At 32.9% G+C, this 14,866-nt stretch carries 13 protein-coding genes and 2 pseudogenes; 8 read left to right on the top strand and 7 right to left on the bottom strand.

Annotated features, from left to right (window positions below; all coding sequences use genetic code 11):
• Positions 1-35 precede the first annotated feature (35 nt).
• Both B5X64_RS21775 and B5X64_RS23435 read left to right on the top strand, forming a co-directional pair.
• Complete coding sequence (locus B5X64_RS21775) at positions 36-227, top strand: hypothetical protein (RefSeq protein WP_079467225.1); 192 nt, start codon at positions 36-38, stop codon at positions 225-227.
• 3 nt (positions 228-230) lie between these two features.
• Positions 231-783 (top strand): annotated as a pseudogene (locus B5X64_RS23435) (DUF1572 family protein).
• 78 nt (positions 784-861) lie between these two features.
• On the opposite strand, the gene B5X64_RS21765 reads toward B5X64_RS23435, so the two are convergent.
• The 5 genes from B5X64_RS21765 to B5X64_RS21745 all read right to left on the bottom strand — a co-directional run bounded on the left by B5X64_RS21765 (position 862) and on the right by B5X64_RS21745 (position 4,028).
• Positions 862-1,539, bottom strand: a complete 678-nt coding sequence (locus B5X64_RS21765) for a type 1 glutamine amidotransferase domain-containing protein (RefSeq protein ID WP_079467224.1) — start codon at positions 1,537-1,539, stop codon at positions 862-864.
• Positions 1,540-1,645: 106 nt separating this feature from the next.
• A complete protein-coding gene (locus B5X64_RS21760; protein ID WP_079467223.1) occupies positions 1,646-2,056 on the bottom strand; it encodes a hypothetical protein in 411 nt (136 codons plus the stop codon).
• Between the two features lie 80 nt (positions 2,057-2,136).
• Positions 2,137-2,397: a SemiSWEET family transporter gene (locus tag B5X64_RS21755; RefSeq protein WP_079467222.1), complete on the bottom strand. Its 261-nt coding sequence runs from the start codon at positions 2,395-2,397 to the stop codon at positions 2,137-2,139.
• Positions 2,398-2,535: 138 nt separating this feature from the next.
• Positions 2,536-3,144, bottom strand: a complete 609-nt coding sequence (locus tag B5X64_RS21750) for an alpha-ketoglutarate-dependent dioxygenase AlkB family protein (RefSeq protein WP_079467221.1) — start codon at positions 3,142-3,144, stop codon at positions 2,536-2,538.
• Between the two features lie 104 nt (positions 3,145-3,248).
• On the bottom strand, positions 3,249-4,028 hold the full coding sequence (locus tag B5X64_RS21745; RefSeq protein WP_079467220.1) for an XRE family transcriptional regulator: 780 nt from the start codon (positions 4,026-4,028) through the stop codon (positions 3,249-3,251).
• Positions 4,029-4,089: 61 nt separating this feature from the next.
• On the opposite strand from B5X64_RS21745, the gene dinB reads away from it, so the two are divergent.
• Both dinB and B5X64_RS21735 read left to right on the top strand, forming a co-directional pair.
• Positions 4,090-5,232 (top strand): DNA polymerase IV, encoded by a 1,143-nt coding sequence (gene dinB / locus B5X64_RS21740; protein ID WP_079467219.1) that lies wholly within the window; start codon positions 4,090-4,092, stop codon positions 5,230-5,232.
• Positions 5,233-5,242: 10 nt separating this feature from the next.
• Positions 5,243-8,323, top strand: coding sequence for a DNA polymerase III subunit alpha (locus tag B5X64_RS21735; RefSeq protein ID WP_079467218.1), 3,081 nt, complete (start codon positions 5,243-5,245; stop codon positions 8,321-8,323).
• Between the two features lie 79 nt (positions 8,324-8,402).
• Here B5X64_RS21735 and B5X64_RS21730 read toward each other — a convergent pair whose 3' ends face one another.
• Entirely contained in the window at positions 8,403-9,752 is a 1,350-nt protein-coding gene (locus B5X64_RS21730) for a serine hydrolase domain-containing protein (protein WP_079467217.1), read from the bottom strand.
• A gap of 193 nt (positions 9,753-9,945) precedes the next feature.
• On the opposite strand from B5X64_RS21730, the gene B5X64_RS21725 reads away from it, so the two are divergent.
• On the top strand, positions 9,946-10,992 hold the full coding sequence (locus B5X64_RS21725; protein ID WP_079467216.1) for a sensor histidine kinase: 1,047 nt from the start codon (positions 9,946-9,948) through the stop codon (positions 10,990-10,992).
• Positions 10,993-10,996: 4 nt separating this feature from the next.
• On the top strand, positions 10,997-11,713 hold the full coding sequence (locus B5X64_RS21720; RefSeq protein WP_079467215.1) for a LytR/AlgR family response regulator transcription factor: 717 nt from the start codon (positions 10,997-10,999) through the stop codon (positions 11,711-11,713).
• Positions 11,714-12,013: 300 nt separating this feature from the next.
• On the opposite strand, the pseudogene mobB reads toward B5X64_RS21720, so the two are convergent.
• A pseudogene (gene mobB, locus B5X64_RS21715) lies at positions 12,014-13,063 on the bottom strand (conjugal transfer protein MobB); the annotation flags it as partial.
• A 329-nt stretch (positions 13,064-13,392) separates the two neighbouring features.
• Here mobB and B5X64_RS21710 point away from each other — a divergent pair.
• Both B5X64_RS21710 and B5X64_RS21705 read left to right on the top strand, forming a co-directional pair.
• Complete coding sequence (locus B5X64_RS21710) at positions 13,393-13,821, top strand: helix-turn-helix domain-containing protein (RefSeq protein ID WP_079467213.1); 429 nt, start codon at positions 13,393-13,395, stop codon at positions 13,819-13,821.
• A gap of 9 nt (positions 13,822-13,830) precedes the next feature.
• A complete protein-coding gene (locus tag B5X64_RS21705) occupies positions 13,831-14,166 on the top strand; it encodes a helix-turn-helix domain-containing protein (RefSeq protein WP_079467212.1) in 336 nt (111 codons plus the stop codon).
• Positions 14,167-14,866: the final 700 nt, after the last annotated feature.

Here is a 14,866-nt window from a genome sequence, read left to right as displayed (position 1 = left end):
AAAAAGCAACCTCTTTTAAATCGCTTTAAAAGAGGTTGCTTTTTATCTTATTTTTTGGAATAACGGAAAAACTAAAGAGTTGTGCAACGGTTACCACTGTTACCATCTATGCCCTTAAAGTAGAAAAATTAGGTTTAGATGCAAATGCTAATGCAGCTTTAGTAGGCTTTTACCTGGAGCAAAATGCTATCGAAAAAGCATCATTAATTTTTTACTCAAAAATGTAAACTATGGAAACCGGATATGTACAAAGCGTTATCAATCAATTTGAGTATTACAAAATGCTCGGAGAAAAAACGATTGCCCAATTGCCCCATAACAAACTCTTCTGGCAATACAACAGCGAATGCAACAGTATAGCTATTATTGTAAACCATATTCACGGAAATATGTTGAGCCGTTGGACAGATTTCCTTACAACAGACGGAGAAAAAGAATGGCAAAACAGAGATGAAGAATTTGAAGACCATATCACCACTAAAGAAGAACTTCAAAAAGCTGGAATGCAGGTTTGGGACTGTTTTTTCAATGTTGCAACAGTTCAATGAAAATGATTTACAGCAAACAATTTACATACGCAATCAAGGACATACTGTTATGGAAGCCATAAACAGGCAATTAGCTCATTATCATTACTATATCGGGCAAATTATATACATTGGAAAAATGATTTGTGATAGTAATTGGGAATCATTATCCATTCCTAAAGGAAATTCAAAACAATTCAATAGCAAAAAATTTGCACAAGAAAAACACCAACATTTTACGGACGAATTTTTATGATGAGTGTTTAATCTATAATAAGAAAGCGGCTAAAAGCCGCTTTCTTTATTTTAAAAATCTTTCATTGAAAATATTGTTCTAGATAAGTTTTAACAGCTCTTCGGCAACTTTTTCAGATGATGCAGGGTTTTGTCCTGTTACCAATCTTCCGTCCACTATAGCATAAGGGCTCCAGTCTTCTATTTTACTATACATACCACCATTCTTTTTCAACATATCTTCAACTAAGAAAGGGACGACTTCAGTCAACTGAACAGCTTCTTCCTCTGTATTCGTAAATCCTGTTACATTTTTTCCCTTTACCAAATACTCACCATTAATTTTTACGTTCTTCAGGACACCTGGTGCATGACATACGAATGCTATAGGTTTATCATTTGAATAGAAATCAACAATTAACTGTTGTGAAACCTTATCTTCAGCAAGATCCCATAATGGACCGTGACCTCCCGGATAAAATATAGCATCAAAATCTTCGCTTTTGACATCAGTTAATTTGTATGTATTTTTTAATTTATTCTTTAATACGATATCTTTATCCATTCTTCGTGTTGCATCTGTCTGAGATGAAGGATCTTCACTTTTCGGATCGATTGGAGGAAGACCTCCTTTTGGAGATGCCAGAGTGATCTCAACACCCTTATCGGACAAAGCATAATAAGGAGCTGCCAATTCTTCTGTCCAGAATCCGGTCTTCATACCGGTATTACCTAATTCATCGTGACTCGTAAGTACGAATAAAACTTTTTTGCTCATTGTTATCTTTCTTTAATTGATATTACAAAGTTGACATTATTTGTTTTTTTTAAACAGGACTTAGCTCACTATTCCCGTGTGATCCAAATCACATTAAAAAAATAAATTATTTTATCTTGTCATAGATCAGTTTGGTCACGATGGCACCAAAGAGATAATACCCGACTGTCATGATTTTCTTCTGATTGGTTTCTGAAACAGGGGAATCATCAAGACCCATCTTTTGTGGAAGCATAACAGCTCCTAAACCAGCAGCTAATCCAGAAGCAATATTAAAACCGCTCGTTGCTGTCGTAGCATAATAGATACCGTTGCTGATTACATCTCCGGCCAATGTTGCACGATAGAGCTGATCCTGATCGGTGATCTTTAAATCAATTGTTTCCAATGCTTTATTCAACGCTTCCTCTCCTACTTTATTGACTTCAGGAACATTATCAAAGTTTTTTCTGATGATTTCATGGATAAGGTTAAGGGCGATCGCGCCTCCTAAACCTGCAAGAATTTTCTTATACATATTCTATCTATTTTGGTACTATGCCTAGTTGCATAAATTGAGCCATTGTAAATCATTGGGTATTAATCAATGCAGTGTCATTATAATGCAGTAATGAATGCGAAGAGTCCAAAGAATATGCCCGGTGAATTGGCTACCACTATCGGCCAGTCACTTTTAGGTTTTTTAATGTAGCCATAGGTCACCCACAATGTGCAATTGATCGCAGCAACCAAAGGTTGCAGCCAGTCACCTTTATCTCCGTTTAAATTATGAGTGATTTGTGGAATATATGAAAAATACATTGCCATTGCAGTTACTGTTGCTACCCAGCCTAACACTTGCATAAACTTCCCATCCATACTATTTAATTTTAAAGTTGGGATTAAAATTGAAATTATTATGCCACTTTAAAATTTGGAAGCATTTGTCAATATTCGTAAATAGAAATCTTATCGTCAGTCTTTTTAATTACTTCCTTATTGCTAGATCGATAAGGTTTACCTCAGCAATCGAAAAGTCAAATTAATACGCTCCTTCATAGACACAGCTGATTTAGCAATGCGATGTTCCCAATTCTCCTGCAGATCACCTTTCATAATCAGCAATGAACCATTAGGAAGTGGTAAGCTGTATTTGCTCTGATGATGGTCTTTTTTTCTAAAATCGAAGTTTCTGGTTTGCCCTAAACTTATAGAAGCAATAACCGGGCGTTTTCCATATCGACTTTCTTTATCCCTGTGCCAGGCAACGGAATCATTTTGGTCACGGTAAAGATTTAAAAGAACACCATTAAATTGATAACCAAATTCTTTTTCAATCCTTTCTTTTAATGACCGTAGCTCATGCGTCCAAAGGTTAGTACCAGATATATTATTATCAGCTGATCCATATGATCTATTATCATCACCATACCAAGCTGTTAGTCGTGGGGTTATGACCATCTTATCATACATTTTCTGTGTACGCTGTTCCCATGGTACTGTTTGAAGCAGATGGTCTCTTAGTGTATCCGCCTCTTCCTTGTTTAGAAAATTTTCCCTGTATTCCAAAAGGTCTTTTGGAAACTCATAGAATTCTTCTGCATCAAATAAGCTTAGTTGTCCCATTGGATTTTAAAAAAAAATATTATATTTACATTATCCCATTGAGGTGGGATTTTTTTTTCATCATTTGTGTTTTTAACTTCCCTTCGGGGAAGTTTTTTTTATTCTTATTGATTCAATGTAAGAATTCCATTTTCCAAATTACTGATGCTGCGCTTGGCTTCATCCAATAAGTTTTTAAGATTCGCCTGATTAGGTAAATAATGAGGCTTATACTCTTTTGGTAAGATTCCCTGTGCATAGCTCCATATTTCGGAAATATCCTCTAATGCTATATCGTAAGGTTCATAAAATAGATTATCAGCAGAAACTGTAATATTTTTTTTATTTTTCTCCAAAAAGGTTTTATATGTAATTCCCTCATTGGTAACAAAAACATATCCTTTGCCAGGTTTTAGATCCTCAAACTTCTCTACATATTCTCCGATAATAATTGACTGGTCAGCAAATGGAGGCATTGAATCACCATCAGCCAAAAAAGCCCTGTATTTCCCATTTTTTAAAAATGGGAGGTGCATTTTTTGAAGACTCTCAATATACTCAGGATCACTGAATCCTTTCAGGTAACCCATGGAAGCTTTTTGGGGAACAATTTCGATATAATTGTTACCTGCAGGATCAACTATTACAGGCATTAAAATTTTGTTACCCGGCAAATTGACCATTTCTTCCAGAGGATATTTTCTAATGTCTACCGTTACTAAAAGATCAATACTTATGTTGTAGTATTTTGAGATCCTTATCAATACTTCAATAGGTGGTTCTGCATTTCCATATTCATAGGAAACATATCTTGATCGGGTAAGGATAAGTTCATCTGCCAACTTATGCTGAGTTACATTTTTCTTACCTCTCAAAAACACGATGTTATCTGAAAAAATTGACATTGTCATAATTTATGACAACAAATGTACAAATTTTGTTTAAAAACGTAACTAAGTTTGTACCATGGAAAGAGCAATTGCACATATGGATTTGGATACGTTCTTTGTTTCATGTGAACGGCTGAAGAACTCCGAATTGAAGAATCAGCCTGTGATCATTGGAGGCGGAGACCGTGGTGTGGTGGCATCGTGCTCTTATGAAGCTAGATATTTTGGGGTACAAAGTGCTATGCCTATTAAAATGGCTTTACGATTATGCCCTGAAGCAAAAGTCATCAGAGGCGATATGGAGCATTATTCCAATATGTCACATTTGGTCACAGAAGTTATTCAGGAAAAAGTACCCATTTTGGAAAAAGCCAGCATTGATGAATTTTATTTGGATCTCTCAGGCATGGATAAGTTTTTTGGCTGCTATCAGTGGACCAATGAAATTGCGGATTCCGTTTTAAAGAATACCGGGTTACCGATCAGCTTTGCCTTATCTACCAATAAAACGGTTTCCAAAATTGGAACCGGAGAATCTAAACCGACTGGAAGACTGGAAGTCAAAGCCCAGGATATTCAGCCCTTCTTAAATCCTTTATCTGTAAAAAAAATTCCTATGGTAGGTCCTGAAACATTTCAACTGTTTTCAAGATTAGGAATTAAAACCATACAGACCCTTTCTGAGATGCCTGTTGACGTATTGCAGCAATTAGTAGGAAAAAACGGGAGCGTGCTTTGGAAAAAAGCCAATGGTATAGACGCAACCCCGGTTGTCCCGTATTCTGAAAGAAAATCAATATCTACGGAGAATACTTTTGCTCAGGATACCATTGATGTCAATATCATCAGAAGTATTCTTTCAGGAATGGTAGAACAGCTATGCTACCAGTTAAGGCAAGAGAAATGGCTTACCTCAACGATTTCCGTAAAAATAAGATATGCCAACTTTGATACAGAAACCAGACAGTGTAAGATACCTTATACCTCAGCAGATCATATTTTGCTCAAGTATGTTTTAGAACTGTTTAAAAAAGTATATTCCCGAAGAATGAGAATCCGATTGATCGGTGTACGATTTACAGGACTTGTTCACGGCTGCCATCAGATGGATCTTTTTGAAGATACAGAGGGGCTGATTTCGTTGTATCAGACCATGGATAAAATCAAAGATAGGTTTGGCACTTTGAGTATAGGAAGAGCATCAGGATTATTACGTTAAATCTTTCATTATGTTTCTTAATTGTCATTCATACCACAGCCTGAGATACGGGACTATTTCTATTGATGATTTGGTTCAGCAGGCTGTTGATCTTAATATCAGAGCACTTGCACTTACTGATATCAATACGGTGACTGGTATTTATCAGTTTTACAAACTTTGTCAGGATCATAACATAAAACCAATCGTTGGTATTGATATCAGAGTGGAGAGTGAGCTCTACTATATCTGTCTGGCAAAGAATCAGAAAAGTATTGGAGAGATCAACAGGCTTTTAACAGATTATAATTGTGATGATATTTCAATTCCTAAAGCAAACCCCAAGTTTGAGAACACTTTTGTTATTTACCCTTTAGAAAATATACCTAACCGGCTTCTTGAACATGAATTTATAGGAATCAGACCTGAAGAACTGAATTACCTTATTAAGCCCGATTTGAAAATGCTGATTGACAAAATGGTTATTTTGCAGTCGGTTACCTTTAAGACAGAACAGGAATATAATCTCCATAAGATTTTAAGAGCCATCGATAACAATACACTCATCAGCAAAATGGCTGATAAAGATTATTGCAGAAAAACCGAGACCTTTATCAATAAAAAAGAACTGTTGGATCGATACCTAAATTATCCGCAGATCATACAGAACACTGCAAATATCATTAATCAATGCAGTTTTGATTTTGATTTTGAAACTCCTAAAAACAAACAACATTTCACAGACAGCAGGGCGACTGATTTTAAACTGTTGACTCAACTGACCTACGAAGGATTGAAAACGAGGTATTGTAAAGATCATGCAGAAGCTAAAGCAAGAGTAGAAAAAGAATTAAAAGTCATAGAATTCCTGAAATTCAGCGCCTACTTCCTAATAACCTGGGATATTGTTCAATACAGTAATCAGATGGGATTCATGCATGTAGGAAGAGGAAGCGGTGCGAATTCCATCGTAAGTTACTGTTTAGGAATTACAGATATATGCCCTTTAGAGCTCGATCTGTATTTTGAAAGATTCCTCAACCTAAATAGAAAAACCCCGCCTGATTTTGATTTGGATTGGAGCTGGCAGAATAGAGATACGATCTTAAAATACATTTTTAATAAATACGGTAAAGAACATGTAGCATTTTGTGGAACCAATGTCGAATTTAAGTACCGTTCTATTTTCAGGGAAATAGGAAAAGCCTTTGGCCTTCCTAAAGAAGAATTAGATATTTTGGCAACTAAGTCTATGACTGAGCATGATGATAATTCTGTTTTTAAACTCGTACACAAATATGGAAAACTATTAGAAAAGTTTCCTAATCAGAGAAGCATGCATTCCTGCGGCATTCTGATCTCTGAAGAACCCATCACCAACTTCACCGCACTAGAAATGCCACCTAAAGGTTTTCCTATTGTTCAGTTCGATATGCATACCGCTGAAGACATTGGGTTTGAAAAGTTTGATATACTTTCCCAAAGAGGACTTGGGACCATAAAAGATACGGTCGAACTCATCAAAGAAAAAAGAGGAATAACAATAGATATTAAAGATACTACCTTATCTAAAAATGAATCAACATGCAATGATTACCTGAGCATAGGCAAAACGATAGGCTGCTTTTATGTAGAAAGTCCCGCTATGCGGGGGTTGCTCAGGAGATTAAAATGTGGAGACTATAAGACACTTGTTGCAGCATCCTCCATTATCCGTCCCGGAGTTGCACAGAGTGGAATGATGAAAGAGTATATTTTTCGGCATAATAATCCTACAAAATTCGAATATTTCCATCAGGTCTTTAAAGAAGAATTAGGAGAAACATATGGTATTATGGTCTATCAGGAAGATGTGATCAAAATAGCCTTACATTTTGGCGGATTATCAGCTCCCGATGGAGATGTTTTAAGAAGGGCCATGAGTGGTAAAGGGCGATCTCTATCTGCACTGCAGAAAGTCAAAGATCATTTTTTTAAATCCTGTAAAGAATTGGGACATCCTGAGCAACTGTCAACAGAAGTATACCGACAGATCGAATCTTTTGCAGGATATTCTTTCTGTAAGGCACACTCAGCATCTTATGCTGTAGAAAGTTATCAGAGCTTATATCTGAAGGTCTACTACCCTATTGAATTCATGGTATGTGCTATTAACAACGGGGGTGGATTTTACCGAACTGAAGTGTATATTCACGAAGCAAAAATGTCTGGAGCAAACATTAACAATCCCTGCATCAATCTCAGTGAATATCAGATAACAGTCTACGGAACAGATGTTTATTTAGGACTCATGCATATTGAGAAAGTAGAAGAGAAAATTTCCCGGATGATTCCTGAAGAGAGAAAAAATAATGGGGAGTATACCTCTTTAGAAAACTTTGTTAAAAGAATACCTATTGGAATTGAAACGCTGCAAATTCTGATTTTTGTAGGTGCTTTTAGATTCACAGGAAAACAGAAACACGAGTTATTAATAGAAGCAAGATTTCTTTTATCAAAGAATCAGTACAAAACGAAAATCATATCGTTGTTTGATGAACCTCAGAAAGATTACCACTTACCTGTTATCGAAAGAAATCCTTTTGAAGATGCTTTTGATGAAATTGAAATATTGGGTTTTCCGGTTTCTTATTCAATTTTTGATTTACTAAAAACCAAGTACAGAGGTCACGTATTGGTTAAAGACCTATTAAAATACCACAAAAAACAGGTTAAAATGCTCGCTTATTTGATTTCAAGAAAACATGTTCCTATCAAAAAAAGAGGTCATCCCGGGCAAAAAGACAATATGTATTTCGGAACCTGGATTGATGCTGAAGGACAGTATTTTGATACCGCTCATTTTCCAGACAGTCTTCGACAGTTCCCTTTTAAAGAGGGAGGTATTTATCTTCTGTTGGGAACTGTAGAGGTAGACTATCATTTCCCAACGATTACAATCACAAAAATGTCTAAGATGCCGCTCATTCCCGATCCTAGATATTCTATGGATGAAGATAAAGCAAAGGAAGTGGAAAACAGTCTTCGTGAAGATGTAAGTATGACATCCAGAAAACCTTATCCGCAAGAATATGAAATTGGACTGCCAAGACTGAAGATAACTAATCTATAGATGATAAAGTGATACTTAAAAAGTATCACTTTACATATGATTATACGAATCAAAACAATACTTTCACCACTTTATATTTTTATAATATCACTTTCTTGCAGTTAATCGATTTGTTATTTTGCGTAAGTTTCAAACCGGTAACTTTTCCGCTTTTGTCTATCATAAAATCAAACTCTGCATTATTTTTTTGTGAATAGAATTTATTTTCTCCTTTTCGCTCCAGTAAAACTTTTTCGCTATTCTCTCCATCTTCATACATGCTTACAAAAAGGTAATTGTTAGCCGCTTCACTTATTTGAAATGTTCCCAAGCTAATAAGTCCGGCCAATTTTGCTTTATAAATTCCGGTATAAATTTTTGTCGTCGGAGCTTTTACATTTTTATAGATTGTAAAATCAGGCTTTTGATATGCTTTATTATAATACTTAGAGGCAACTGCTATCACTACATCATTGAGTTTAAGGTTACCTCCGTTCGAAAGGATTGAGATAGACAACCGATCATTTGGAAAATAACCGGTGAACGAATGAAATTCATCAAGCTTACCGGAATGTCCATACCCTATTTTATCATAAAAAGGAGTCTTAAATAAACCGTATCCTATTCCTACTGAATTTATTTGTCCCATTTGTGCCAATGAACTTGCTGAGACCAGATTACCTTTAAGAAGCTCATGCATTAATTTCGATAAATCTTCGGTAGTGGAAACTATTGCACCTGCCGCCAATGTAAAGCTTGGATGTGTTTCAGTTTCTTTCGTCCATTTTTCACCATCAAAGAAATATGAGCTATTCCTTTTGGGATATTCTCTTTCATCAGTTTCTAAATACGTGTTCTTTAATCCTATTTTATTGATTATTCTATTATTTAAGTTTTCAGCAAATGATTTCCCTGTAATATCTTCAATGATATAACCCAATAACAGATAGTTGGAGTTGCTATATTCAGAATCATCACCTGGCTTAAAAGCAGACTTACCTTGACTGACTAAATCCAACATTTCTTTTTTGGTGAATATTTTCTTTTTAGAAATGTAATAATCTTTCCATTCCAGATAATTATAAATCCCGCTTGTGTGGTTCAATAAATTTCCAATTGTAATTTTATCTGCATTTGTAATATCTGGATAGTATTTGGCAAGTTTTGTATCAAGTGACAATTTACCTTCTTCCACCAATTGAAAAGTCATAATTGCGGTAAAAACTTTTGTAATGGATCCAACTCTATATTTTTCGGATTGGTCTTCAAATCTATTGAACTCACCTTTGTAAATAGTTTCCCCATTTTTTTGAAGCAAAACACTTCCGGAAAAAGCACTATTTTCGTAAAAATAATTTAATATACTATCAATTGATTTTTTGTACTCAAGATTTTGTGCAGATAAAAAACCGAAAAGATTAAGTAAAAGAATAAGGCTGATTTTTTTCATGTAACTATTTATTTGATGCAAATAAAATAAATCATATTCCTTACACTTTACTTTTTTTGACCAACATCTCCAAAAACAGGACGTAAATATTTAAACATCATAAAATCATTTTTGTCACAGAATAATGACTGTTGGTGTAAAAAACGGTTGGTCTCCCTAGAAAATATTTACCTTTATCATTTATTAAACTAAAATGATCCGGTTAAAAGATTACAATATATTCCGACTCGTTCTCAACATTCTATTTACAGGTTTTATACTATTTGCTGCTGTTGACAATAGCACTAAGAATATACCTGTAATCTTCATTCTGTTCTATAATATACTGCTATTTGTTCCTGCTTGGTTCAATAATTTTTGGCTTCTTCCCAATTTTCGAAAAACTAAAAATGTAAAACGGTATCTCATCTTACTGATAAGTATTTTCATTTCAGGAGTTTTTATTTTAGGTAATTATGCACATTTCTTATACAATCAATTCGATGATAGCAAGTTGGAAGATTTTACTGCATTAGCAATCACATCATCAGCACCTAGACTGCTTGAAAAACATCAGTATTATTTCGATGTATTTCCTGGTATTCTAATGGTTTTACTAGTCATGATTATAGGTTATGTTATGCAAGAATATGCATCGAAAATTAAAAAAGAAGAACATTTAAATGCACAAAATACAATCGCCGAACTTAGCTTGCTAAAATCTCAGATAAGTCCTCATTTTCTTTTCAATGTCTTAAATAGCTTATATTCTTTATCGCTCAAAAAAGCCGAAGAAACACCCGATGTAATTCTAAAACTATCTGATATCTTACGTTATTCTTTATATGAAAGCCAGGAAAAAGAAATTTCCATTAAAGATGAAATCCATATGTTGAAAACATATATTGATATTGAACAACTGCGATTACCTGAAAACACAAATATTACTTTTGATTACCAGATCAATAATTCGGTGAATATTGCCCCCATGTTGCTCTTACCTTTGATAGAAAATGCTTTCAAACACGGCGTTGATTCATCTATTGATGCATCTTTTATCAGTGCTACATTAATATGCGACCACAAATTACTTACATTTACCTGTAAAAACAGTTTTAAAGAATCAGTGTCGAAAGATTATGGTGGAATTGGCATTAATAATGTCAAAAAACGTTTAGAATTATTGTATCCCATGAAACATAGTTTGGAAATCACCAAAAGTGAAGATATATTTGATGTTAATCTTGAAATAAAATTTTAGCAAAATGAAAATAAGATGCTTAATTGTAGATGATGAAAAACTTGCTCAGGATGTTTTAATTCATCATATTTCAAAATTTGATATTTTACAGCTGGAAGGTGTTTGCAGCAATGTCTTTGAATTGATAAGTTTTTTAAATAAAAATACTGGGATTGATTTGATTTTCTTAGATATCAAAATGCCCGAAATACAAGGGACTGAATTTGTTGATATGTTTAAAAATCCTCCGGCAATCATTTATACAACGGCTTATAATCAATATGCTGTAGATGCATTCAATCAAGATGCTTTAGATTATCTGCTAAAACCCATTTCGCTTGAACGTTTTTCTAAAAGTGTACAAAAAGCCACAAAAATATTATCATCCCAACAAAATGATATTCCGGCACAAACGGAGCAAAAAGATAATGTCTTTTACGTAAAAAGTGATAAACGTTTGGTAAAGATCGATCCTACAGAACTGATTTTTATAGAAGGAATGGGAAATTATGTTTGCCTGCACACCGAGACCAACAAGATCATGCTTCACAGTACTTTGTCTGCCATCGAAGAAAATCTAAACCACTTGAATTACATTTGCAGGGTTCACAAATCATTTTTTATTAATTTAAATAAAATAAAACACGTTGAACAACACGTTATTATCTTGAATAACAATAAAAACGTTCCTATTGGATTAAGCTATCGTAATAACATTTACGATAAATTAAAGATCATTTAAAAACTTATTTTTTTATTTTTTATGAAAAAAAATAAAATACAAGCCTTTAAAGAACAATCATTTCTCAAAGAAAAGAAGAAATGATAATAACCAAATCTGCAAAAATTGTAGGTTGAAATACTATTCAATCTTCACAAGCATTAGGTTTAACCATTAAGATTATAAGAGATCACAAAATTATTTCTGTTCAACCCGATAAAACAGAAAAAGTATTAAGAACACTTGAAAAATCATCTGTTAATATCTCAAAATTAAGAAAGGGATCAATTCTAGCTAAAAGATAATTTCTATCTTCAACAACTATTTCCTCGGTTTTTGTAATTTCCTTTTCTTTTTCATTCTATTTTCAAAATCCAGTTCTTCATAGTCTTCCCCCAAAATTTCAGGTATGATACTACCTAATCCATCTATTACAGAATTCGAATCTTGATGAAAAAAATTCAATAATTCGTGAGGTTTTTCAGATTGTAAAATTTCAGAATTGTCATTATTTATATTATATTTTTCATGTTTACTGTTCACTTCTTCTTTCGATTCAACTCCCCCATTCCAATATTGATGAAAAGCATTGGCAGAAAATTCTTTTCCTAATCGTGAGCCATTCCAAACTGATTTCGAATGATGATCGATGAACGTCATCCCATATATTCTTCCAGAGGCATTACGTCGGACTACGGTACTGATTCCCATATCCTGCAGTTTACTTTTAAATTCAGATTCATTTGGTTGTGTATTCATTGCCAATCTTAAGGCGGCTTTTAAAGTTTCATGAACAGAGGTTAATTTAAGTTTGTTCGAATTCAAAAAATGAATATCCAAAGCCCTTAATCCGGCATCCTTACCAAATAAAGAAGCCTTAAAAGGTTGACTTACTTTCTCGCCTTGATCATTCAAAGCAAAGTATAAAAGTCCATTCTTCAAAATTCCATTCTCTATTTTATCCACTTTCTCGGAGCCAATGTTATACAATGAAAGTAAAGCATTATACTCTCCCATCGTCTGAAATTGGTAATAATTAGGAATATGTCGAATTACAGAAGCCATTTGACTTTTAATATCTCCCTCCTGATAATCTACAGGACTGAAAATTTGTTCTTTTTGATTAAGCTTTTTATCTGCAACGCTGGAAAGTTTATATTTTCTTTCAATTTCACGACAAATCTTCATAGATTTTCTTTTTTCAAACTTGTCCGATATTTTTTTTCCCATTTCATCAACCCCAATACTTACAATGTGAATATGGGTACGGCTGATATCTGTATGCTTAAACACAACGAACGGCTGTTCACCAAAACCCATTTCATTCATATAATCCTGAGCAATCTGTATAAACTTTTCATCTGGGACCTGGTCTTTGGGATCAGACTACATTTAGGAAATAATCAACTGAAATGCAGTAAATTTGTTGAAAAAAATAAGAATTATGATTAAAATTCATATAAAATAACTATCACTAATAATTTTAAATCAACTATATTAATTATTACATTCTTTTTATTACTAATCACTTAGTGATTTATATTGAATAATTTTTAATTATATTTGTTAAAACAATAGTAGTCTAAGTAGGACTACATATCCGATTTTTTACAAATTGATAATTTAATAATTAGATATTGGTATAATGTCTGGAATTTGAGTAGAAGCTAAGTCTTTAAATTATGATTAATAAGTGATTTATGAAAGTTGATTATAAAAATGTACATATTGGCAATGCTGTTAAAATAAGAGTCAGCGAACTTGGCATAAAGTCGTGCGATTTAATTAAAGAAATACCTTATTCTAATCTTGAAGAATTATATAAAGAAAAAGATTTAGATGCGGAACTTTTATTAACCTTGTCAAAATTGTTGAGTTTTGATTTTTTCAGAATTTATACACAGCATCTTATTCTTTATTCTCCTTCTAATGCAAAAACTGGGAATAAGCAACCTACCTATCAACCACTATATAATCGGAATTTATATACAAAAGAAATCATCGATTTTATTTTAGATCTCTACAGTAAAGGAATAAAATCGATTGTTCAAATTCATGAAGATTATAATATTCCAAGATCAACGCTACATAAATGGATAGCTAAATATAAAAAAGAAGCTTTTGATTAAATAGTAGATATGAATAATACCCCATATTACAAAAATATATTCAATGATATATTAGATAGTAAATATCCAGAGAAGAAATCTATATGTCAAAAATTGCTGGATAAAGAAAATTTGACACACTTGGATGTTATTACTTTAAATAAATTGATTTTTGGAGATAGAAGATCTACTGAAGATGATAAGTTCAATCAACAGCATAAATTTTACAGTGAGTCTGCAATTATTCAAATGCTAAAATATCAATATGATAATAAACTAAGCAATTCCCAACTTGCTAGGCATTTTAAACTAAGTAGGAATACTGTCGCCAGATGGAAAAAACATTTTACTATAAATATAAAATAATATTTTAAGCTTAAGAACTAAATTTTATCATGATAATTGTAAACAATAAAAAGAAAGCGACTAGATTGATGAACTTTCTTTTCGCATCTATTCTATTAATATTTTGCACAATACTGATAGGATTTGTGTTCAAAGACTTGATAAAATATTATTTAAGGTGGCCAGTATTATTAGCTATGATATCTTTCATTATTATAATGTTCAATTGGATTAGAGAATTAAGAGTATTTCAGTTTGAGAATATTGGATCAACATTTACTATAAAATATTATCATCCACTGAACAAAGGTATCATATTTCCTTATGTAGAATTTCCTATTAAGAATGTAACTAGATTTAAAATTGAAAAAAGAATTTTAAAACCCGATCTTATGAAATTTGATATACTTGTTAATGAGAAAAATAAGATTGTCCGATTTAGACTAAGAGTAGTAGGATTAAATAGAAATGCTTATTTTAAAATAGAAAACTCATTAAAACCCTAATAAATATTTTTCTAAGAGTTATAATTGATTTGACTTTAAAAATATTGCTATGAAATATTTAAAATTAAAATATTATTTATTGATAGAATATTTGAAAAAAGTTTTATTTATTGATGATATTGGAAAAGACGGTCAAATTGACCACCTAATTTCGGAGTAAATTGACCACTGATTTCGGAGCAAAGTGACCACCACTTTCCGGTCCAAAATGACCA

This window comes from Chryseobacterium balustinum (genome assembly GCF_900168205.1).
GTDB lineage: Bacteria > Bacteroidota > Bacteroidia > Flavobacteriales > Weeksellaceae > Chryseobacterium > Chryseobacterium balustinum.
The sequence above is the reverse complement of the archived record's forward strand: the minus strand, read 5'-3'. Positions and strand labels throughout refer to the sequence as shown.

What these genes read in the sequence shown, in the direction of transcription:
- B5X64_RS21705 (WP_079467212.1), top strand. Translation starts at nt 13,831, where the DNA reads ATGAATAATACCCCATATTACAAAAATATATTCAATGATATATTAGAT.
- B5X64_RS21760 (WP_079467223.1), bottom strand. Translation starts at nt 2,056, where the DNA reads ATGTATAAGAAAATTCTTGCAGGTTTAGGAGGCGCGATCGCCCTTAAC.
- B5X64_RS21730 (WP_079467217.1), bottom strand. Translation starts at nt 9,752, where the DNA reads ATGAAAAAAATCAGCCTTATTCTTTTACTTAATCTTTTCGGTTTTTTA.
- B5X64_RS21750 (WP_079467221.1), bottom strand. Translation starts at nt 3,144, where the DNA reads ATGGGACAACTAAGCTTATTTGATGCAGAAGAATTCTATGAGTTTCCA.
- B5X64_RS21720 (WP_079467215.1), top strand. Translation starts at nt 10,997, where the DNA reads ATGAAAATAAGATGCTTAATTGTAGATGATGAAAAACTTGCTCAGGAT.
- B5X64_RS21725 (WP_079467216.1), top strand. Translation starts at nt 9,946, where the DNA reads ATGATCCGGTTAAAAGATTACAATATATTCCGACTCGTTCTCAACATT.
- dinB (WP_079467219.1), top strand. Translation starts at nt 4,090, where the DNA reads ATGGAAAGAGCAATTGCACATATGGATTTGGATACGTTCTTTGTTTCA.
- B5X64_RS21745 (WP_079467220.1), bottom strand. Translation starts at nt 4,028, where the DNA reads ATGTCAATTTTTTCAGATAACATCGTGTTTTTGAGAGGTAAGAAAAAT.
- B5X64_RS21765 (WP_079467224.1), bottom strand. Translation starts at nt 1,539, where the DNA reads ATGAGCAAAAAAGTTTTATTCGTACTTACGAGTCACGATGAATTAGGT.
- B5X64_RS21710 (WP_079467213.1), top strand. Translation starts at nt 13,393, where the DNA reads ATGAAAGTTGATTATAAAAATGTACATATTGGCAATGCTGTTAAAATA.
- B5X64_RS21755 (WP_079467222.1), bottom strand. Translation starts at nt 2,397, where the DNA reads ATGGATGGGAAGTTTATGCAAGTGTTAGGCTGGGTAGCAACAGTAACT.
- B5X64_RS21735 (WP_079467218.1), top strand. Translation starts at nt 5,243, where the DNA reads ATGTTTCTTAATTGTCATTCATACCACAGCCTGAGATACGGGACTATT.